Consider the following 19,817-nt stretch of genomic DNA (forward strand, 5'->3'; position numbering starts at 1 on the left):
TTCTTTGGTCACATATATAGGAAAAGTAGCCTGAGCGATGAAATAGAGTAGTGCGGATTGTATATGCTAAAAAAATATTTACAAAGAAGCGGCTATCTCGCTTCCCCGCAAAAAGACCTTTCCCAAACATGGGGAAAGGTCTTTTTGCCCGATATGGGATCAACCGATCAATATCGGGGTTGTTCTAAAATCAGCTAGATTATGAAAGAACCCTTTGTATTTTATCATTCCGTTACGGAACAGGCTCCAAAATAACTTGCACCCCATCTGGGCTAGGGAAGCATTGATAAATAAGTCCTGCTGTTCCAGTGCTTCAGCAAGCGAACAGCTTGGTGTATTATCTTCTTTTTCAGACTGCAAAAGAAGGTCGCCATATTCTTCTGTGACAAAAGGCAGATTAGCGATAGGTATATATTTTTCGGAGCTTTGCTGTCGTATATCTCCGACAGTGGAAAGAATGGCCTGCCCTGAATACCTGCTATTTCCAAAGTCGATCCAATAGCGGGGAAAATCCCTTGTATAAGATCTTTTTCGTTCTAATTCCGTAAGAATTTCTGCCACCCCAAATCTCGCCTGAACGGTGTCCACACAGGTCATAGTTATTATTGCAGATGATTCTTTTGGCAGGTTTCCTATCTTATCCCTTTCAAATTTCAGCGTTTCCGCTTTCCAGTTCGCACCTGTACAGCGGTTGATGCGGTTAATCAGCGCAACGGATTTTGGCAATCCGACCTCACACTCAAAAAAACGTTGCCTACCCAAATTGGCAGAAGTGACAATATCATCGTCCCATAGCCGAACTTGCAGTCCTGGATGCCCAAGTGCCAACAAACTTTCATTGATTTCCATTAAGCCTGTTAAAACTTTCGATCCTGTTCCCCCTGCCCCTATCAAATTAACCGTGATCGGATTTGTCGGAGCCAACAGATAATTATCCACAAAATGCACTTTTGTTTTTTCGGTATCTGTGTTCATAGCAAGATATTTTTAAGTGTTAATGTATGGGGTAGCAGTACTTCCGTAGGAAAAGCCGTTCCCTGTGCTATAAGTTTTTTCCAGAGCGTTACACAATTTCCCTTAATCTGACCTCCTGTAACGAGCGCATGGCTAAAATAACTGTGAAAAAAGTAATGCTCCCATGCTTTTATAAAATCCTCAACCGAAGTAGAATTTTTGATATCGATTTTTATTGTACCCAAACATACTTTGCCATCTTCATAAATATTGAAAAAAGGACAATGGTAGAGTGGTGTTTTTAAAGTCGGCCTTCGGTTACTTTTAAGCGCAAAGACCGTGAGACTGGATTTACTCGCTTTCCATAACATAGGAGGAACATAGGCTTTACCATTTGGAATGCCCAAATTTTTCACAAAAAAAAGATCCCTTAGCTGTGCTTTTGTATGCCAGATTACCGTTCCTTTCTCCGTATCGGGATCAAGGGTCAATATATTGCTGGGCAGAACTTCTTTAGGCTTCAAAAATGCGCTTTCCTTTTCCTGTTCGAGCAATAAAGATTTAGCCAGATTATCCGCTTCTTTCACCGTAAGCGGATGCGCATTGATGGGATTTCCGTTTGCATCCATATCAAAGTGTTCAACATATACATCTGTTTCGCTTCCTTTTGTTTCGTAGACAACCAGTGCGCACTTCGGATAGTACAGATTTTCAAAATTCTTTGTTATATCATTGGTTTTCATAAGTTCAATTTTTTGTAATCGTTCAATACGTCAATCAGGTCATGCATGAGGTCAAAAAGCAGATGTTCAAATGCAAGGTCCATACCCTGAATATCACGTCCGTCAAAATGCTTAAAAATAACAGGTTCCTGCATTTCCCCATATTCCTGAAATTGATTGTTGACCGTTTCAAATAAGGTGTCAGCCAACCAACCATCATTATCGGCATAGAAAGAAATATATCTTTCCATTGGAATGATCTGTTCGTCAATTTCTTCACCTGTGTCGTCAAGGATGGAACTGGCATTACGAAAAATATCCGTTTGGGGATAAGTATGATAAATAGAAATTGCGTTTCGTGCTATTAAGAGACAATTTTCGTCAAACTGATTTTTAGGTTTAAACTTATTTATACGATCATCAAAAAAAGTCAGGTTATTTTTGTTTCTGATCTTTTTCTCCATATTGCTTCCCACCCATTCCGCTATTCCAATTTCATCAATACGATGGTCTTCTTCATCATCTTCCTGAAAATAAACATCGTCAAGCACCCAATCCTTTAACATCTCATATTCCCAATATAGATAACTGGCTTCCTGCCTGTAATAGGGAATATCAGCTATATGATAGAGATAGGAAAAAACGGAAAGGATCAACTGCGCATTTTTGTGGTGCTTTTTATCCTTTAACATTCTAAAAAGTGGCAAAACAGGAATGTAAAATAGGGTATTGCCTGTATAATAACGTTCTTCCACAACCAAATATGCTTTTTTGCCCTCATTTATCAACTGTATTTTTCCCCATGTTGCCACCGTTTTTTTAAGCAGTTGTTTCGTCTCTGCAAGAGCAAGGTTTATATTATATGGGAACTCAAATTTATCGTTATCGACGGATTCTATTTCTATTGAATAATGCTCTGCAAGTCCTGAAAGGGACTTAAAAAAATCCCTTTCAAGTTTTGCGGATTTGCCTGAAATCTGTGTCAGATTATTTCCCTTCAATTTTGGCAGAAATGAAGTCCTTAGAAAATCATCGGTAACATGGTTACTGGCACAGACTTTCTTTTGTCCTTTGCTATTTCCTGTGCGTCCCTTGGTCTTTTCATCCAATCTGCGAAGTTCGCCAATCTGCGGTACAGTCTTATCTCTGTTTCTTTTTCGGGAATTTCTATCGTTCCCGACAAAATCTGTTTTCGCATTGCCCATTGTTTTTAATATTTTAATATTTAGCCTTTCGTGCCCATAACGCTTTCAAAGGTGTAAACTACTGAATCATCCCTGATTACAGGAGCGGAAACCTTTGCGGTTGTCAATATGGGGTAAGCATTTGAATAAAAATTCAACACTGCATCTATGCTCCAACGTGGAGCAGGGTCATCAAGGATAATTTTCTGTTCCTTGTCCATGAGTATAAATACTCGTTTTAGTTCTGTTGCTAGTACCATGATCTATTTATTTATTGGGAAAACATCAATTTCTGTAAAAAACGGTTTCTCCGTTTCAGGCTCGGCTTCCTTGGTTGCAAAAAGGTCGGGTGGAAAATGAGATTGATATAGGTTTTGCTTTTCACCGATTCTGTCCGCATTTTCAGGAAATTCTGACGACTTGGGCAAAGCTGTCCATGCTTCCTTGAATTTTCCTTCTTTTTCAAGTGCTTCGGCTTTTGCCATTGCATCGTTATACTTTTTGCTCTTTGCATCTTTTTCCTTTTTTTCCTTATCTGCTTTTTCCTTCTCCATAGCGGATTGTTTTTTGGCTTCCTCTACCTGTTTCATAAAGTTTTCCATGTTGCTCATAAGCCCCGATGCGGATTCAACAGGTTTTTTAATCTGTTCAAAAAAAACAGAATCAAGCTCATCGGGAGTGCCTGTTAAATTGAATGGCGGGATAATGTTTTTTGCTTTATCACCACAGCCGTCATTTTGCACCAAAATAGAGACAACGAGCGTATCTTCTGTTGCTTTGGCTATCGTTAGCGCTATTCGGCTGTCCATGTCCATTCTTGCTAATTGTTTAAAAAAATTCGCTTCCATAATATTGATGTTTGTGATTGTTGATTTTTTTATAATTGTCCGTATGGGGAAATGATTTCCGTAGGGTTATTTAGCTTATATCTTTCAATCAGAAGATTTGCGATCTCGTCTTCGGAATACTGCAAGCTTTTTAACCGCAATTTGTACATTAACACCTGTTCACTTTCCTCGTTCTTGCCCTTTAGATCAAGCAGATCCGTTTTACATTTAAACACTGCATATTCAATGCTTGAGAAGCTTATACGAGCATACTGCTGTGCCTTTTCAGGGTTATCATAGTTGAATCCCCATTCGATATAGTTTGAGATAATGGACAAAAACCGATGTGACTGGCTTTTTCCGATGCGCCGTTCAATTTGCACGAACTCATTGAACAGATAGTCCATAAACCTATTATCCTTTTCCATGATGTAAAAAATTAGCGTGTGTAATTATGCTTTGCCTTTGCAATGCTGTCATCTTTTAAAAGCGGTCTATTTCCCCTGCCGTTACGGCCATAATTTATTTTATATCCGCTCGACTGAATAATTCCTTCCAAAAGGTTCCTTGCCCCTACCGCATCCCAATCGTCCGTAGCTGTCATGTCCAGACAGTGCAGGCGTTCAAATTCCTTTACTATTCGGGCGATGATAGACAATGCCCGATATTCCGTTTTATCTGCTAAATTGCTAATGATCCGGTTTTGATTTTAGTTGCAAAAGTTTGTTATAAACATCAGTCCAGTATTTTTGCCTTACCTTATCGTAGGGTACTGGCGGGACATGATGAAGGTCTTTAAAAAGTTCTGCCTGTTCTATGGCTTTATCAAGATCTGTCACGGTGATCTCGAAACCGTTTAAATCCGTGATTTTCATTTCAAAAAAGTTTTAGGTTTACTAATACAGGTTTATGCTTTCCAAAAAATAGATGGATGGCTTGCCTTAATTCATCGCCACAACGTGCTTGCGTTGTGTAGTTCAAAAGGGCATCAATAGTAAACAAGGCATCCAGACCATCGAATAATTGATCTGTGAATACCTGACAATTTTTGTATAACCTTGTGCCGTTGGCAGTGTATCTATGTCTGAAATTTCCGACCAGATCATACCAAGGATCAATATCTATCGGATTTCCTGTCCATATAGACCTGACAAAATCCTCGTTTTTGTAGTATTCATCAGCTACAGTTTTTATGAACTCTGTTATATCCCGCAGTTCATCGGGAAATAGTTTTGCAAATAGATATGCCCTATCTATATTGTCCATTTCTTTTAATGATTTCATTTTATCAATTTTTGTTGTTAGAGAAATTTTTTAAGGTTTTTGGCTTCTTTATGATTGCATTTTAACAGTGGTAACCATGCATCAGCCATTTTAGAAAGTATGGCATGATAGATAATCTTTACCGTTCTGTAGCTGTCCTGCTCTTCATCCTCGTAATTCAAAGCACCGCTTTCAACTGCCTTAAAGAAAAGTTCTTCGATTTCCTTTAACGGTGGGTTGATCGCCATCAATTCCCTGAAATTATCTTTTAATTCGTTTGGTGTCATTTTGGTAGTTTTTACAGGCGAATCTTACAGTCGCCTGTGGTTAAAATCAGTCCTGCGTGTTCTTTCTAAATTCAATTGATACGACTTCATTGTCGCCGAAAAGCAGTTCAATCGCCAGTTTCAGACTATGCTGTGGATTTTCACACCCGACAAAGCGCACCAAGCAGTGTATCATAAGGATTGAATTGTGTCCCCAAAAAAGTTGCTCGGAAAATATTTTTGGGCTACGATAAAGCTGAACATTGAAATCTTTCAACAGTTTTTCAATCTCAGCAATCAGACTGTACCAATAATTCGCAGTAATAAGAGAATTAGTCGGCCAAGCCTTTTTAATATTCTCCTGTTTTTCCCGAAAATGGATTATCTCCTTTTGGGTGAAGGTGATAAGGTCTTTCAGATTTTCAGGAAACAATCGGGCAAGCATATAAGCCCTTTCTTTATTGTTCATTTCGTGCAATGCTTTCATTTTACTGTTTTTGTTTTTGTGAGAAATTATTTTGAAGACCTGCGGTCAATGAAAACCGCAATTTTCCTCGCTACCTGACTGTTTACCTCGGTAGCATATTCACTGGCTTTTTTCTTTGTTCGGAAAACCGCACCATCAACTTTCCAAGACACTTTATAATGCCTGATCGTGGAGGGCGTTCTAAAGGCATTGAAATCAGTCCATTTGAGTTCCTCGTCCCTGAACACTTTAACAGGATGGATATACAGACCTTTTCCGTCAACATCGGAAAAACTGGTAGATGCAAGCAGTTTATTATTACTATCGAAGATGTCAAACCTGACAAAATCCTGATCCTGTAGGATGATCGTGAATAGTTCATCAATATTGAAATGTGCATTCAGTAGCACATTTTCGTCGTACTTTTTATAAGTGATTACTCCTATATTCATGGCTGTAATATTTAGATGATTATTTTCTGCCCGATTTTTTTATTTTGATTATTGCCCCTTTGGGACAGCCTTCACAGGCTAATAACTGCGCAATTGCTCACCGCTCATTGAGGTAAGTTTGAGCGTAAATTTTCCCGTATCATGTTTTAAGGTGATTTTGAAAGTTTCAAGTATCATTGCTTTATTTTTTATGGGCGACCGCTTACACAGTCGCCCTTGGTTAGTGTTTAGTTATAAAAAACGTGTCCGTCCTCGCTCCAGTAGCTACTCATGAAAAGATCACGTGCGTAGGCTTCATAATCGAAATATTCCAAAGCGAAATCACTTAGGTCTTCCCGCTGATCGACCAGTTCCCGAGCAAAATCCTCTTCGCTGTCGTAATGGCCTCTATAATCGTTCTCAAAATCACTCATAAGCTCGTCAATATCACTTTTGGACAGGTCTTTACCATCGTTATCGCACCAAATCAGAAAAGCCTTCTGATCGTTGTCGCTGAGCCTGTCAATCGCTTCCAATACCTCAAATACATTTTCACTGATCCAACATTCACCGATTAAACTATCGGGGATATTTTCATAATCCTGAAACATATATTCAGGGTCGTCCTCATCACTGTGCAACTCGGCACAGGCTTCGTAAAACTCGCTCCTGTCGGAATAATCGGATAGTTTTAACCATTTCCCGAAAATAGAACCATCGTTATATTTTGCGTAGGTTCCCACGTACACGCTTGCTTCTGTTATATTTATATCTTTTGCCATGATGTCAAATTTTTAAGGATTAGAAATTAATTTGCGCCTGTTACGAGCTCTTTTAATTTGGCTTTTACCGCCCTTGCAATCTCTCCCCGCCATGTTGTTGCATTGGCAAGAAAATAATTGATTATTGTACTCGCCGAATCCTGATAATAGTTATCGTTAACGGTGTTCAGGAACTTCATTGCATCTAAATAGGGAACTGCCCCGAAATAGACGTTTTTCCAGTTCTTTTTGACAATCAGGGCAATCTGTGCTATATTGTCGGGTATCTGTACCCCTGTATTTTCGGTTTTCATAACTGTTCTTTTAAAAGTTTGGATTTGATTTAGAAAGGCAGATCATCATTATTATCTTCCGCCATTACAGGTGCTTGATTAGCTGTTGTGGTTGTGGCTGTTGCACCCTGTGTCGTGTTGTCCTGCTTTGTTTCATTGCTTCCGTGAAACTGGATTTCTGAAACGTGGAAATTCAGACCTGCCCGAAGTTTGCCCTCTTTATCCATCCATGCGTTTGGGCTGATCCTTCCTGACAGTTCCACAATTGTTCCTTTTGTCAGGTATGGCGCAATCTTGGCAGTTCTCCAATATGAGCAGTCAAAATAAGTGTCTTCTTTAATTTTGTTGCCCTCTTTGTTGGTGAAAGTGTGCCTGTTTCCGATAGAAAAATTTACTACCGTTTTTCCGCTTGCAGTTGTTCTTACTTCTGCTGTCCGTGTGATTCGTCCTGTGATGTTCATAACGCTTTGTTTTTAATTGTTCTACATTTTCTTGTTATGTTCTTCCAGTCCTTTCCCGAGCCTCGGCCCGATATTATTTTTCAAAGAAAAAAAGGAAAAAAAGAAAGCAGACAAACAGATCAGACAATTGCGCATACCAAGAGAAAAATGATTTAATGGGGGGTCCTTTGGGGGGAAACCGTTCATTCATTTTTCTATTGGTGGAGTGGTGCGGTGGCTGTCTGATCTACCTTGGCTGCCTTTTTATCCTTTTCTTTGGAAAATGATATTAATGTTATTCATTATATATAAAATCCGAATAATTGATATATTCGGAAAAGTAGATAATGGTAAGTCAGAGGTCGGGATTTGTTTAGGAGCCTGATTTACTATTTTCTAATCATTAGCAGATGTCCGGAGGATTTACCTAGTACTGTCCTTTCTGGCTTGTAGGCTGACTATGTATGGCATCATGAGATTGCTGGTTGTCAATTTGACACTGAAGTTTGATGCGGACTTCTTCTAAATCATAAAAGATAACGGCCAAAAAAGAAAAAGACCGAAAAATGGACGTTGAGGTTTTTTATTCTTACAGTTATATTGGACAGAAGCAGGAAAAATCAGCATTACGGCTTGAAATGCATTTAGTCAGTGTCGAATATATATAGATAGTATTGATGAGAGGACATACAGTTACTGCGACAATTGCTGGAAAGCCTGCAAATAGAGCTGAACTTTGAAAGAACAGAAAAAAAGAAATTTAAGAGATACTGGTATTCCATAAAATAGCGTCCCTATTTTTTTTATAGAAATGATAACATGTTATTTTGGCTATCACTTTTTAAGAATTGTCATATACAATTTTCCGGCAATCAGAATAAAAAAAATAATTGTTTATCTTCGTCAACGAACTACATGGCAGATATCAAGATTGTCATGGCGTAAATACCAATTATGTTATATATTATTCCAACAAAGCATGGTTTAGGCGCTGAAATATGGGGAACATTCGAAGACTTAAACAATTTGTATGATCTTATTTTAAAATTCTGGGGTGACGAAGATATAGCAGATGATGAAGGATATGAAACAAGAGAGAAAACATTAAGCGGGCTTTCATATGAGATACGCAAAGCAAAAGACGGAATGCGTCTGAAAAGAGATGGAAATCATTTCATCTATTCAGGATCTGAATATTACGGAACAACAGTTTCATGGGTACAGTTTTTATTTTCCCTTACTGCGTTAAAATTTAATATGCGCTATTCTGAAACTTGTAAATTTGATATCTCACAGATTCTTCTCATAGAGTACTGGCTTGAGAGAGCAATGCATACTTATGATGAAATTGGAGCTGTAAAACTGAAAGGATTTTTGAATGATGCACTTTTTGGTGGAAGCAGATATTTATATTTATGTATGCGAAGTGTTAATTTCGATTTCTTAACATTGGGTGGTGGAAAAAGAGCTTTTAGAAAACTTCCTGATCTATTAAGAAGAGGTATTTATGCGACAGAAGAGTACTGGGCTTACGAGAAATTCTTAATAGAGGAGGCAAATAAATATAGCTGCCAGGTTTCTGGTCTTGAATTTAACGATGATGATTTTGATTACGGGACCATTAGATGGTAATAATAAGGACAGGAATTTTATCAGCTTTGTAAATTTAGTCGTTAAGGGCATTTATAAATTTGGCATTTAAATTTTATCGATTCAACCAAGAAAAATCTATCAGATTTTAACAAATATATTGTGGTGTTATAATGGATCTCCTTGTAATTTTTTAGTGATGTCATTGTAAATATCTGACTTCAATGAATCTCAAAGAAATTAAGATTTAACGACGGCCATTTACGTATCGTTATATCCCAATGCAACAAAAGGAGGTTAAAGGGATTGATAAATCAAAAAATGCAGACTGATAGCACCTTAAAAGGTTCAAGACTTTCCCAAAAGAAAGTCGTATTCATCATAAATCAATTACAACAACAACACTCCTGTTTACATTTTTATTCCGTGTAATTTTAGGTATTAGAGGTATATTACCCATAAGAATTAAAATATAAATAACTCTTTGCGTCTTTGTTTAATGGTTTTCCAGTGTATCTTTTTCCATTCACCTAGGTATGTAGTGTCTAAATAGGTAGTTATAGATTTACCGTCTACAATTTTGGACTTTTCAATAGTATCCCGAACCGCAAGTAAAGCTTTAAGTACAAAACCCTAATTGCCTCCGATAAACGTTTAATTCATTGATTATTAAGTGCCTTTTCTTTCCTTTAGAACAGAATAGAGTGAGCACAATGATAGTTTTGACATATCAATATTCCATTGTGGATTATTGTTATTAACTACGACCAAGGTTTTATCCTTCAAATCAAACTCTTGAACAAAACAACAGTATAATATTTTGCTTACAGTTACAGAAAGATCCTTACCTCTATAGCGTAGTCGGCAGTACAGAGAATACCTTGTATTTTCATTAATAGACATGATTTGTGATATTATCTGTTCTTTCAAAAAGATTTTTCTTCCCTCAGCGGTCCAGCCGCTCAGTCGTTTTATCCTTCCTTTGTTTGAAATAAGGAAACGATCTTCTAACCCAGGGATAGGTTTCCAATTTTCATCTGGAAGATTTTCAACTGATAAATTAAGACATGGTGGGGGATTGTTTTTATCTATGGTAGGCTTACCTAGCTTTTCCCAAAGTGACTTATTGAATAATCTACCTGAGATATTTGATTGTTCAGATACAATGAAGTCTTCTTCTTTCGGTATATAGCTTTGCAAGAACCAGCGATATTTTCCAGCGGTTAAAAATTCTTTATTAATATTGTCCATTATACTTTCACAACCCACTCCGGCTGATTTTTCCGCATCGTACATACTTTGAAAATCTGCAACCCAATCACCTTGTACTGTATATTGGCTCACAGGCTGACTGTAGATGGCATTCCTGTTCCTTGTTCTATTCAAGCGAAATGATTTGATACGTCTTTGACTGGCGGAGATTTTTTCCAGATTTGCGTAATGAACATGGAGGGGATTATTATCTTTGCATGAAATCAGAATATTGCGATCATTAAGATCAAACTTCTCAATAAAATGATAATAAACTAAACGGGCAATAGACTTTCGATATTTTTTGCCCTCAGATGATAGGGTACAATGTATCTGATAACAGTTGTTTTGAAGATGTTGGTTAAACTGTTTGACTAATATCAGTTTCATGATTCTTTCTTGTTCTTTTTTGCCCTTAATTTTGTTCGGAGAAAAAGTCCAACGCTCCAGGCTTTTAAGTCTCCCATAATTAGAAATAGCATAATTTTCAAAATATTCAACCAGCTTCCATTCTTCTTGAGGAAGGTCAGTTAATAATGTATTACAAAGAACGTTCCTAGCGTAATGGTCCTTTATTTCTGAAGGTAGATTCATACGTCAAAATCATTTATCTAAACAAAAAAAATAACAACCAAAACTTAATTAAATATTTCAATTATTGATTCTTTTACAAATATGCAGAAAAATGATAATGATATTGACGAAAAATTTGTATGAATTTATGCTTTTGTTCTTTCCAGATGCATTATCTTAAAAAGTATAAAATATTGATTCCCTGTCAGGATTTTATATGTGCAATAAATTACCTCAGATTAAACTACATCTTTTAATAGTTATACCATAAAATTCTATTTTTTTTTAAAATCACAAAAATAATACGACAAGTTCTGTCGTGAGCAGGCCATAGCTTTGAACCAGTATCATTTTTTAATGATCTCATATAATAATAATTAAGGCGGATTCAGTAGAAATACGGATACAAAAAATTCAGGGAAAACCCTGATTGTTCTATATCTATCAATAGTGATATATTCGCCATTCAACCCACAACCAAATAAACATGAAAAGAAATTTGTATGGTATACTATTCCTGTATACCTCTTTGCCCATCTACGGGCAGGAAGTTCTCTGGCAAAAGGACATCAAATCCTCTACGCAGGATTTCCTGAGCCAGATTACCACCACCATTGACCAGCAATATCTTATCGCCGGAAGCTCTATCCGAAGTGAAGCTGGAAATCCCAAAAATAACGGTTATGATTTTCATTTAGTTAAACTCAATCAACAGGGAGAACAGGTCTGGGAAAAGTACCTTTCAGGACAGAACCACGATTACCTTTCCGCTTCCGTATCTACCCAGGAAGGAGGATTTTTGATTTCAGGAACCACATTTTCCGGAAAAGGGCTGGACAAAAAAGAAGAGTCCAAAGGAGGTGCCGATATCTGGCTCATACGGCTCAATGAGTTTGGTGATGAAATCTGGCAAAAAACGTTAGGAACTGCTTCTAATGAAGAAGCCAGAGCAGTCGTTCAGACCACAGACTTAGGATTCTTCGTGGCAGGTAACGTCCAAAACTCTTCCAAAGGCTATGGTTCTAAAGATGCTTGGATCATCCGACTGGATAAGAATGGAAAAGAACTTTCTGAGGTCATCTTAGGCGGAAAAGGATTAGATGAAGTAGAGAAAATGATTCCAACCAGGGACGGTGGCGTATTATTAGGGATCTATTCACGAAGTTCAATTGGAGGAAGCAAGAAAACTGAAAACTCCGGAGAAGGCGATTACTGGATTGTGAAGCTTGATAAAAACGGCAAAGTAGAATGGGAAAAGAACTACGGTGGTAAAGGTGATGATCATCTGAGAACATTAGCATTAACTACTAGCGGATTCATTATCGGGGGAGAATCCCGATCTGAGCGGTCAGGAAACAAAACCACGAGCATAGAAGAAGGAACAGACTTATGGCTTGTTGCTTTGAATGAAAGAGGCGAAGAGCAGTGGCAGAAATCCTACAACTTTAAGAACCGTGATATCCTGATGGGCATGAGTGTGATTCATTCGGCAGATGATAAAACTTCCAAAGGAATATTACTCGGTGGTTACACTCAGGCAGAAGGAAGGATAGAAAAAGATGATGAAACGTTTTGGATGCTGTACCTGGATCAGCAGGGTAATGAGCAGTGGAGAAAATACATCACCGGAGAAAATCGGAAGAAAGAAGAAAGACTTTCGGATATAAAATTGAACAGGGACGGTTCCATTATTCTTGCAGGAACCAGTGCAGAGGAACTAGGAAAAGAGAACTGGAAGATTGTGAAGTTGGGAGACAGCCAGCTGGACAAGCTCATCGAAAAGCAAGATATCAAGATTTATCCCAACCCTGTTTCCGATTATGTCTACATAGAAATAGGTTCTGACTTCTCTGAAGCTGATATTTTGGTGTATGATATGGCCGGAAGACAGCTTCAGGTAGTCAAGACAAAGAATAAGGTCACCAAGATTAATACCCAGCCACTGGCTCAGGGAGCATACCTGGTAGTGATCAAGACGGATACCAATAAAACAGCCAACGCAAAACTGATAAAAAAATGATTAGAAAGAAAATAATAGGTATGCTCTTTACATTACTGGGCATACTGACCCTGTATTCTCAACAGACCGTTGGAAATGCGCAGGCAGACCGACAGGTTCTAAACTATCCGACCTCTCCGGATGCTTATGCGCTGGATAAAGTGGGAAAACTACCGGTGGATTTATTCAATGGCAAAGCCAATATCAATCTGCCTATTTACACCATAGAACTAGGTGATCTGAGCTTTCCGATTGGTCTTAGTTACAATACAGGAGGAATCAAACAAAACGAAATTGCGAGCTCTGTAGGCTTGGGATGGGCTCTGTCGATGCCCAACTCCATATCAAAAGGTATTTTTGACAAAGATGATGACCTTGCTGCTTTATTTTTTAAAAACATTAATCAGGCAACCTTAACCCTGACCAATATTGATAAGGATAATGCGACCCAGCAGGATAATCTGGACCTGCTCAATACAGGGCAAAATGACCTGAAGCCCGATCTCTACAGCTATAATTTACCTGGTTTAAGCGGCAGCTTTATTGTTAACAATAACCTGGGGTATACCATTCCGCATGAGGATATAAAAATAGAAAAATCAGGCCCTAACTTTAAGATAACCGATACCAAAGGTACCCTATACTGGCTTTCACCACAAAATTCTGTGGTGTCAAAAGGACCGGGTACACTGCCACAGACTTCAAGAAACCTTATTTTAATTGACAGTATCACAACTGCCAGAGGAAAGTCTATCCGATTTGAGTATTCAAAACAGCAAAAGTATAGGGAGAAAAACAGATATGAGAAAAAATATATTATCACCCCAGCGGATAATGCTGTTCCTGCCGGATATCAAAATTTCCCATATCTGGATCCTAATCCCCCTGCTGTAGAAAGCATAGAAAATAACACGGAAAGTCTGATTACAAAAATTATATTTCCAGAAGGAGAAGTTAATTTTTTCTATTCCGGTGATGATAATTTATCGACCACGCCAGCAAGTGTTTACCGTAAAGATCTGAATTCTGACACGGGCGGACTGGCCCTTAAACGGATTTTGGTTAAAGATAAAAGTGGAAAAAAGATCCGGCAAGTAGCTTTAAATTATTCCTATTTTGTATCGGCAGGTTCCAATCCTACCTATGAAGGGTATCGACTGAAACTTCTCGAAAAAGTTGACGAATTAAATAACACAAAACACGTTTTTACCTATAATGAAGAACTGCCCCTTCCGGTCAGAAATACCAATTCAGATGATTACTGGGGGTATTTTAATACCAGTGCAGGTACTGCTTCCAACATCCCTTCCAATATCAACGGACTAAATGTTCCGGGAGGCCGAAATCGAAATTCCAATGTTAGTTTCACCCTATTGGGTGTTCTTACCAACATTAAGTATCCTACAGGGGCCATCAAAAAATTGTATTACGAAAACAATGCTTACTCTTCTAATAGAACATGGACCGAACATGTTGAAGATAAGTTTGGGGAAATCTATACAGATGCAGCGATTAACCCTAACATCTTGACCGTAACAGAAAGCTTTACCATTAATCCTTCATACCAGGATTTAAAAATCCGTTTTCAAAATGACTGTACAAACAGTACAAATCCACCACAGCTACCAGAAAATGGTATTATCACCTCATGCAAAGGAAATGCGGATACCGGAAATACGTCTTTGGCTTTTAACCTAGAAGGAGATGTAAGGCCGATTGGCAATACAGGCCAGCCCATTACCTTAAAGCTGACACGCAGCGGAGACTGTTCATGCAATATGACATTATTCCGCGAATATGACCAAACCCGTTCAGCAGTGGAAGATACACAGGTTGGAGGTCTAAGGATAAAGCAGATTGAAGACATCGACCAGAACAATGTATCCAATGTATTCTATTATGACTACAATCAATCCGGTACGCTGAAAAAGAAATTCAGCTACTATAAACCTTATTTTAGAGTTGCAGAGCCTCTGGGGCCACAGCCAGGAGAAACTACGCCGGTCGCTCCCGAAGATTATGTGCGTAGAGTTACAGAGGTTCAGACCTCCGGCAATGCTTTTACCTCCTACAATTCCTCTAATATTGTAACCTATTCTGAAGTAACTGAGCGTAATGGTCTTGGAGAGGTTGTTTCTACCTTTACCGATGATAAAACAGGGAATGGTATCTTTATGAGCGGTAATGAAGCATATACCTCATGGCAGTACGGGCTGCCTTTAAAAACCATTTATAAAAAAGGCAGTGATACCTTAAGAAAAGAAACCTTTCATTATGAGTTCAATCCCCTGAAAAATGCCAAAGCTGGCTTTATTATGGGGAATCCTGATGAAATTGCTTTTGGAATGGACCTGTATCTCGCTAAATATCATGCTACGCACGGTCTGTCACCTGATCAGACTACTTATGTGGTCGAATATTATCCAGTTTCCATTTATGGAGCAAAAGTTGAGAAGAAACAGTCTAAAACGACGGAATACTTTCAGAACAATAAAATCATAGAAACAGTAACCGATTATACGTACTCGGATACGGATATCAATAAGCCTATCAATCTGAAGAACTCTACAACAACGTCTTCTGACGGTACCACCCAGCAAACTTCCTATCAGTATGCCCACGATAAGGGAAGCCAGCTGATGATTGATAAAAATATGATTGATATTCCGCTGGAAACGCAGGTTACCCAGACGATTGGAAATATTACCAAGACATTGTCTAAGACGGAAACGATCTATCCTTCAGCTTTACCACACACTGTAGCCGGAAACCTTGTTCTGCCACTGTCTCTCCAGTCTTACGATACACAGAATCCGTCAGCAGCACGCACAGAGGTGAACTATGACCGATACGACAGCAAAGGAAATATCCTGCAATACACCACCAAAGACGGAGTTCCTGTAAGTGTGGTCTGGGGCTATAACAAAACGCTGCCTATTATTAAAATTGAAGGGGTTACTTACAGCCAGATTGAAAATATGATTTCAACATATATAGCCGATTCTGATGCCGATGCTTTGGACCCATCTAAAGAACCTTCGCTTATTATCGGTTATCAAAGGCTTCGGAAAGATTTATCTCTGGCTGGAAAACTTATTACCACTTACAGCTATGATCCGCTGATTGGAGTGACCAGCATTACCCCGCCATCAGGAATCCTTGAGAAATATGTTTATGATTCTGCTAACAGACTTCAAAAAGTAGAGGATGTTAACGGCAAAATCATCAAAGAATATCAATACCATTATAAAAATTAATACAGATGAAAAAATACATAATCCCGATCGGTACCTTGCTGCTCTCAGGCTTAGCCCAGGCCCAGCTTACCGATACAGAAAATTACGTGCAGTCCAAAACATACCTCGATTATAACGGAGCAGGTCAGCCTTCCAAAATCTTAGAAACTGTTCAGTATATTGATGGTCTGGGAAGACCCAAGCAAGTAGTGAATGTAAAAGCTTCTCCACTGGGAAGAGATGTGGTTACCCATATCACCTATGATGAATTTGGAAGACAGGTTAAAGATTACCTTCCTGTTCCCCAGGGAGGAACCTTAGACGGAGCTATCATTGCTGATCCATTGGCCAATGCAACAAGCACACCTTACGGAGCTGAGAAAATTTATGGTGAGAAAGCGTTTGAAAACTCGCCTTTAGACCGGATTTTGGAACAGAAACAGGTAGGAACTGCCTGGGCAGGAAAACCTGTGAAATTCGATTATGATGCTTCAGACAACGGAGAAGTAAAGAAATATAGCGTTATTACTACCTGGGTAGACGGAGCCACTCAATCCGTGATCAGTTCCACTGGAAACTATGGTGCAGGCCAGCTCTATAAAAACACAGTTACTGATGAAGACGGTAACAAAACCATAGAATACAAAAATGGCAAAGGTCAGACAATTCTGATCAAAAAGATGCTCAGTAAACTTGCCAGTACCGATACGTATTATGTTTATAACGAGTACGATCAGCTAGCTTTTGTTATCCCCCCGTTGGCTTCTGCGTCTACATCACTGGATGGGGCTACCCTGAACAATTTATGTTATCAGTATCGTTATGATGGCAGAAACCGCCTGGTCGAAAAGAAGCTTCCGGGAAAAGACTGGGAATATATGGTGTATGACAAATCAGACCGCTTGGTTCTTACCCAGGATGCTGGCATGAGAACACAAGGACAATGGATGCTCACTAAATTTGATTCCTTTGGACGTGTGGCATATACTGCCATCATTGCAGGAGGAAACAGGAGCAGTATTCAGTCACAGGCCGGAGCTAATGTAATTGTGGAGAATAGGCATTCGGCAGGTTTTACAAAAGACGGAATGCAGATCCAGTATACCAATAACCATTTTAGTACTCTTGAAAAAGTGCTGAGCGTCAATTATTATGACACTTATCCCCAGTACAACTTCAATCCTTCTTTCCCATCATCCATTGAAGGGGAAAATGTTCTAACTGATAGCCCTTCCTTGGATGGAAGAAGTACTACAGGACTTCCGGTGATGAGCTTGGTCAAGAACATTGAAGATGACAATTGGACAAAAAGCTATTCCTATTACGATACCAAAGGAAGAGTTATAGGAACTTATTCTATTAATTACTTAGGTGGTTATACCCAAACAGAATCCAAATTGGATTTTGCAGGAACCGTTCAGAAATCTGTAACAAGGCATAAAAGGTTAAGCACCGATACCGAAAGAGTGATTACGGAAAATTTTACGTACGATCATCAGAACAGGCTGCTCGTTCATAAGCATCAGGTGGACAGTAATTCTGAAGAGATTCTGGTTCAGAACAGCTACAATGAACTTTCTCAGCTGGAAACCAAGAAGGTTGGCGGAACCAGTGCCGCTTCTCCGTTACAGACCATAAATTATCAGTATAATATCAGGGGCTGGATGACACAGATTAATGACCCCGCTAACTTAGGTAATGATTTGTTTGGTTATAAGATCAATTACAATCAGGTTGAAGGGCTGGAAAAACCGAACAGCAGCTTCAGCACCTTGCAGGTAAAGCCAAAATACAATGGAAATATCGCAGAAGTAGCTTGGAAGACCCGTACCGAAGAAAACGAACCGTTAAAAAGATATGGTTATACCTATGATGGATTAAACCGTCTTTTAGCAGGATTTTACCAGAAACAGGGTAATGAGACTGCAAAGGAATATTCCGAAGTACTGGAATATGACCTGAACGGGAATATCACCAAACTGAAACGGTCAGAAGCACTGCAAAGTGGAAATACGGCAGCTTCATTGATTGATGATTTAAAGTACGAATATACAGGCAATAAGCTGATCAGAGTGACCGATTTACAGCAGAATCCATCAGGTTATCCATATTTGGCCAGCCCCGGAACAATAGGTTATGACAATGATAATGGCATCGGAAACGGGAATATGACCAGTCATCCGGATAAAGGGATTTCTTCAATTCAGTATAATTACCTAAATTTACCAAAGGAGATCAGTCATAGCGGGCTGACAACCAAATACACCTACAGGGCCGATGGTGTAAAAGTAAAGAAGCTCTTTAGAAACCTTGAAACCTATTATCTGGATGGATTCCAGTACAAATCCACCTTTGGTATAGAATCATGGAATGGAGAAGGGACTTACCATCCCAGCCCCAATGAAGTTCCAGTCTTAAAACTCAGGATCATTCCTACCTCGGAGGGATATTATGATGATCTTCTGGGGCAATATGTCTATAATTATACCGACCATCTGGGAAATGTAAGATTAAGCTATGCAGATAAAAGTGGAGATGGAATTATCCAGCCAAGAAGGTTTAATGCATCCAATTGTACAGGTTGGTGGTGTATAGAGGACTGGAGGCCAGGGGAAATTGTGGAAGTCAATAATTATTATCCATTTGGATTATTGCATAACTATATGGACACCAATCAGAATGCTTATCAATACAAGTACAACGGAAAGGAGTTGCAGGAAACGGGAATGTATGATTATGGTTGGAGAAATTATATGCCAGAAATTGGACGTTGGGGAGTAGTGGATGCATATAGTGAAAAGCATACAGATTTGAGTGGTTATAACTATGCCGTAAACAATCCTATTTATTTTTTAGACCCAGATGGAAATAAAATAATCATTTATAGTGGAGAAGATAATAAAAATCAAAAAGAATATACATATCAAAAAAATAGAGATTATTCTAAAATAGATGATGTTTTTTTAGCAGATACTTATAGAGCGCTTGATGCGTTGTATACTGCTTCGAATATTGAAATCGATGGAAAACAAGTAAATGTTTTAGAAACATTAATATCGGATAAGAGAGAGTTGTCAGTAGTTGAAACTTGTTCAACATGTTCTACTTCGTTTTCTTATGGTAGAAATATAAACGACATTAAAAATAATAATAGAGATTATAAAAGTATCGGAACTCTAAAATTTTCAAATACAAGAGGCGCACTGTTTGATGATAGCAATGATTCCTCATATAATGATTTAAAAAAACAGTTTGAAAGTGGTAAATATGCTAAAACTTCAAGGGTTAATTCCCCAACATCACTGTTAGGCCATGATTTAGTTCATGCTTATAATTTTACTACTAATACAAATGGATCGACAACAACAAATGAATATGAAGCAAGAGTAAATGATATTTCCACAAGACAAGGATCTCCATATTTCAAAAATGCAGAAGAAAAATACACAACACAGATTTCAAAAAAAATAAATATAAATTTAAAAGAACCCCCAAGAAATAATCATCAAGGTTATGATGTTATAACTACAGGAGTTTTATCCAATAAAATAAAAAAATAAT

General features: G+C 38.3%; 20 protein-coding genes. 4 read left to right on the top strand and 16 right to left on the bottom strand.

Going from position 1 to position 19,817, the window contains the following annotated elements; all coding sequences use genetic code 11:
- Positions 1–159: 159 nt before the first annotated feature.
- The 15 genes from J2Y40_RS01815 to J2Y40_RS01885 all read right to left on the bottom strand — a co-directional run bounded on the left by J2Y40_RS01815 (position 160) and on the right by J2Y40_RS01885 (position 7,628).
- A complete protein-coding gene (locus J2Y40_RS01815) occupies positions 160–975 on the bottom strand; it encodes a PRTRC system ThiF family protein (protein ID WP_309996283.1) in 816 nt (271 codons plus the stop codon).
- Positions 972–1,697: a PRTRC system protein B gene (locus J2Y40_RS01820; RefSeq protein ID WP_309996285.1), complete on the bottom strand. Its 726-nt coding sequence runs from the start codon at positions 1,695–1,697 to the stop codon at positions 972–974. The genes J2Y40_RS01815 and J2Y40_RS01820 overlap by 4 nt, the downstream gene beginning before the upstream one ends.
- Positions 1,694–2,881: a hypothetical protein gene (locus J2Y40_RS01825; protein ID WP_309996289.1), complete on the bottom strand. Its 1,188-nt coding sequence runs from the start codon at positions 2,879–2,881 to the stop codon at positions 1,694–1,696. The genes J2Y40_RS01820 and J2Y40_RS01825 overlap by 4 nt, the downstream gene beginning before the upstream one ends.
- A 20-nt stretch (positions 2,882–2,901) precedes the next feature.
- A complete protein-coding gene (locus J2Y40_RS01830) occupies positions 2,902–3,120 on the bottom strand; it encodes a PRTRC system protein C (RefSeq protein WP_309996292.1) in 219 nt (72 codons plus the stop codon).
- Positions 3,121–3,123: 3 nt separating this feature from the next.
- Positions 3,124–3,708, bottom strand: coding sequence for a PRTRC system protein E (locus J2Y40_RS01835; RefSeq protein WP_309996295.1), 585 nt, complete (start codon positions 3,706–3,708; stop codon positions 3,124–3,126).
- A gap of 29 nt (positions 3,709–3,737) precedes the next feature.
- Positions 3,738–4,115, bottom strand: coding sequence for a hypothetical protein (locus J2Y40_RS01840; protein ID WP_309996298.1), 378 nt, complete (start codon positions 4,113–4,115; stop codon positions 3,738–3,740).
- Positions 4,116–4,126: 11 nt separating this feature from the next.
- The gene (locus J2Y40_RS01845) at positions 4,127–4,291 is read right to left on the bottom strand and encodes a hypothetical protein (RefSeq protein ID WP_309996300.1); all 165 of its coding nucleotides are present in this window, start codon (positions 4,289–4,291) and stop codon (positions 4,127–4,129) included.
- 85 nt (positions 4,292–4,376) lie between these two features.
- Positions 4,377–4,562 (bottom strand): 3-isopropylmalate dehydratase, encoded by a 186-nt coding sequence (locus J2Y40_RS01850; protein ID WP_309996302.1) that lies wholly within the window; start codon positions 4,560–4,562, stop codon positions 4,377–4,379.
- A 1-nt stretch (position 4,563) separates the two neighbouring features.
- The gene (locus J2Y40_RS01855) at positions 4,564–4,971 is read right to left on the bottom strand and encodes a hypothetical protein (RefSeq protein ID WP_309996304.1); all 408 of its coding nucleotides are present in this window, start codon (positions 4,969–4,971) and stop codon (positions 4,564–4,566) included.
- A 17-nt stretch (positions 4,972–4,988) separates the two neighbouring features.
- Positions 4,989–5,237: a hypothetical protein gene (locus tag J2Y40_RS01860; protein WP_309996307.1), complete on the bottom strand. Its 249-nt coding sequence runs from the start codon at positions 5,235–5,237 to the stop codon at positions 4,989–4,991.
- A gap of 46 nt (positions 5,238–5,283) precedes the next feature.
- Positions 5,284–5,703 (bottom strand): hypothetical protein, encoded by a 420-nt coding sequence (locus J2Y40_RS01865; RefSeq protein WP_309996309.1) that lies wholly within the window; start codon positions 5,701–5,703, stop codon positions 5,284–5,286.
- Between the two features lie 26 nt (positions 5,704–5,729).
- Positions 5,730–6,134, bottom strand: a complete 405-nt coding sequence (locus J2Y40_RS01870; protein WP_309996312.1) for a hypothetical protein — start codon at positions 6,132–6,134, stop codon at positions 5,730–5,732.
- A gap of 227 nt (positions 6,135–6,361) precedes the next feature.
- Complete coding sequence (locus J2Y40_RS01875; RefSeq protein ID WP_309996314.1) at positions 6,362–6,895, bottom strand: antirestriction protein ArdA; 534 nt, start codon at positions 6,893–6,895, stop codon at positions 6,362–6,364.
- A 26-nt stretch (positions 6,896–6,921) separates the two neighbouring features.
- Positions 6,922–7,188: a hypothetical protein gene (locus J2Y40_RS01880; RefSeq protein ID WP_309996317.1), complete on the bottom strand. Its 267-nt coding sequence runs from the start codon at positions 7,186–7,188 to the stop codon at positions 6,922–6,924.
- Between the two features lie 29 nt (positions 7,189–7,217).
- Positions 7,218–7,628 carry a single-stranded DNA-binding protein gene (locus J2Y40_RS01885; protein ID WP_309996319.1) on the bottom strand — a complete coding sequence of 137 codons (411 nt, stop codon included), beginning with the start codon at positions 7,626–7,628 and terminating at the stop codon, positions 7,218–7,220.
- A 933-nt stretch (positions 7,629–8,561) separates the two neighbouring features.
- Here J2Y40_RS01885 and J2Y40_RS01890 point away from each other — a divergent pair.
- On the top strand, positions 8,562–9,239 hold the full coding sequence (locus tag J2Y40_RS01890; RefSeq protein WP_309996323.1) for a DUF6904 family protein: 678 nt from the start codon (positions 8,562–8,564) through the stop codon (positions 9,237–9,239).
- Positions 9,240–9,866: 627 nt separating this feature from the next.
- Here J2Y40_RS01890 and J2Y40_RS01895 read toward each other — a convergent pair.
- Positions 9,867–11,042: an NUMOD4 domain-containing protein gene (locus J2Y40_RS01895; protein WP_309996326.1), complete on the bottom strand. Its 1,176-nt coding sequence runs from the start codon at positions 11,040–11,042 to the stop codon at positions 9,867–9,869.
- A gap of 466 nt (positions 11,043–11,508) precedes the next feature.
- Here J2Y40_RS01895 and J2Y40_RS01900 point away from each other — a divergent pair, with 466 nt between their 5' ends.
- The 3 genes from J2Y40_RS01900 to J2Y40_RS01910 are packed head-to-tail and all read left to right on the top strand — an operon-like array spanning position 11,509 to position 19,816.
- A complete protein-coding gene (locus J2Y40_RS01900) occupies positions 11,509–13,041 on the top strand; it encodes a T9SS type A sorting domain-containing protein (protein WP_309996329.1) in 1,533 nt (510 codons plus the stop codon).
- A gap of 20 nt (positions 13,042–13,061) precedes the next feature.
- The gene (locus J2Y40_RS01905) at positions 13,062–16,277 is read left to right on the top strand and encodes a hypothetical protein (RefSeq protein ID WP_309996332.1); all 3,216 of its coding nucleotides are present in this window, start codon (positions 13,062–13,064) and stop codon (positions 16,275–16,277) included.
- A 5-nt stretch (positions 16,278–16,282) separates the two neighbouring features.
- Positions 16,283–19,816 carry a DUF6443 domain-containing protein gene (locus J2Y40_RS01910; RefSeq protein WP_309996335.1) on the top strand — a complete coding sequence of 1,178 codons (3,534 nt, stop codon included), beginning with the start codon at positions 16,283–16,285 and terminating at the stop codon, positions 19,814–19,816.
- Position 19,817 lies beyond the last annotated feature (1 nt).

It is taken from the genome of Chryseobacterium sp. 2987 (genome assembly GCF_031456375.1).
GTDB lineage: Bacteria > Bacteroidota > Bacteroidia > Flavobacteriales > Weeksellaceae > Chryseobacterium > Chryseobacterium vaccae.

Coding starts and splice junctions, on each gene's coding strand:
- J2Y40_RS01850 (WP_309996302.1), bottom strand. CDS start 4,562: ATGAAAATCACGGATTTAAACGGTTTCGAGATCACCGTGACAGATCTT.
- J2Y40_RS01855 (WP_309996304.1), bottom strand. CDS start 4,971: ATGAAATCATTAAAAGAAATGGACAATATAGATAGGGCATATCTATTT.
- J2Y40_RS01815 (WP_309996283.1), bottom strand. CDS start 975: ATGAACACAGATACCGAAAAAACAAAAGTGCATTTTGTGGATAATTAT.
- J2Y40_RS01820 (WP_309996285.1), bottom strand. CDS start 1,697: ATGAAAACCAATGATATAACAAAGAATTTTGAAAATCTGTACTATCCG.
- J2Y40_RS01830 (WP_309996292.1), bottom strand. CDS start 3,120: ATGGTACTAGCAACAGAACTAAAACGAGTATTTATACTCATGGACAAG.
- J2Y40_RS01865 (WP_309996309.1), bottom strand. CDS start 5,703: ATGAAAGCATTGCACGAAATGAACAATAAAGAAAGGGCTTATATGCTT.
- J2Y40_RS01825 (WP_309996289.1), bottom strand. CDS start 2,881: ATGGGCAATGCGAAAACAGATTTTGTCGGGAACGATAGAAATTCCCGA.
- J2Y40_RS01860 (WP_309996307.1), bottom strand. CDS start 5,237: ATGACACCAAACGAATTAAAAGATAATTTCAGGGAATTGATGGCGATC.
- J2Y40_RS01885 (WP_309996319.1), bottom strand. CDS start 7,628: ATGAACATCACAGGACGAATCACACGGACAGCAGAAGTAAGAACAACT.
- J2Y40_RS01890 (WP_309996323.1), top strand. CDS start 8,562: ATGTTATATATTATTCCAACAAAGCATGGTTTAGGCGCTGAAATATGG.
- J2Y40_RS01845 (WP_309996300.1), bottom strand. CDS start 4,291: ATGACAGCTACGGACGATTGGGATGCGGTAGGGGCAAGGAACCTTTTG.
- J2Y40_RS01900 (WP_309996329.1), top strand. CDS start 11,509: ATGAAAAGAAATTTGTATGGTATACTATTCCTGTATACCTCTTTGCCC.
- J2Y40_RS01910 (WP_309996335.1), top strand. CDS start 16,283: ATGAAAAAATACATAATCCCGATCGGTACCTTGCTGCTCTCAGGCTTA.
- J2Y40_RS01880 (WP_309996317.1), bottom strand. CDS start 7,188: ATGAAAACCGAAAATACAGGGGTACAGATACCCGACAATATAGCACAG.
- J2Y40_RS01905 (WP_309996332.1), top strand. CDS start 13,062: ATGCTCTTTACATTACTGGGCATACTGACCCTGTATTCTCAACAGACC.
- J2Y40_RS01875 (WP_309996314.1), bottom strand. CDS start 6,895: ATGGCAAAAGATATAAATATAACAGAAGCAAGCGTGTACGTGGGAACC.
- J2Y40_RS01840 (WP_309996298.1), bottom strand. CDS start 4,115: ATGGAAAAGGATAATAGGTTTATGGACTATCTGTTCAATGAGTTCGTG.
- J2Y40_RS01870 (WP_309996312.1), bottom strand. CDS start 6,134: ATGAATATAGGAGTAATCACTTATAAAAAGTACGACGAAAATGTGCTA.
- J2Y40_RS01835 (WP_309996295.1), bottom strand. CDS start 3,708: ATGGAAGCGAATTTTTTTAAACAATTAGCAAGAATGGACATGGACAGC.
- J2Y40_RS01895 (WP_309996326.1), bottom strand. CDS start 11,042: ATGAATCTACCTTCAGAAATAAAGGACCATTACGCTAGGAACGTTCTT.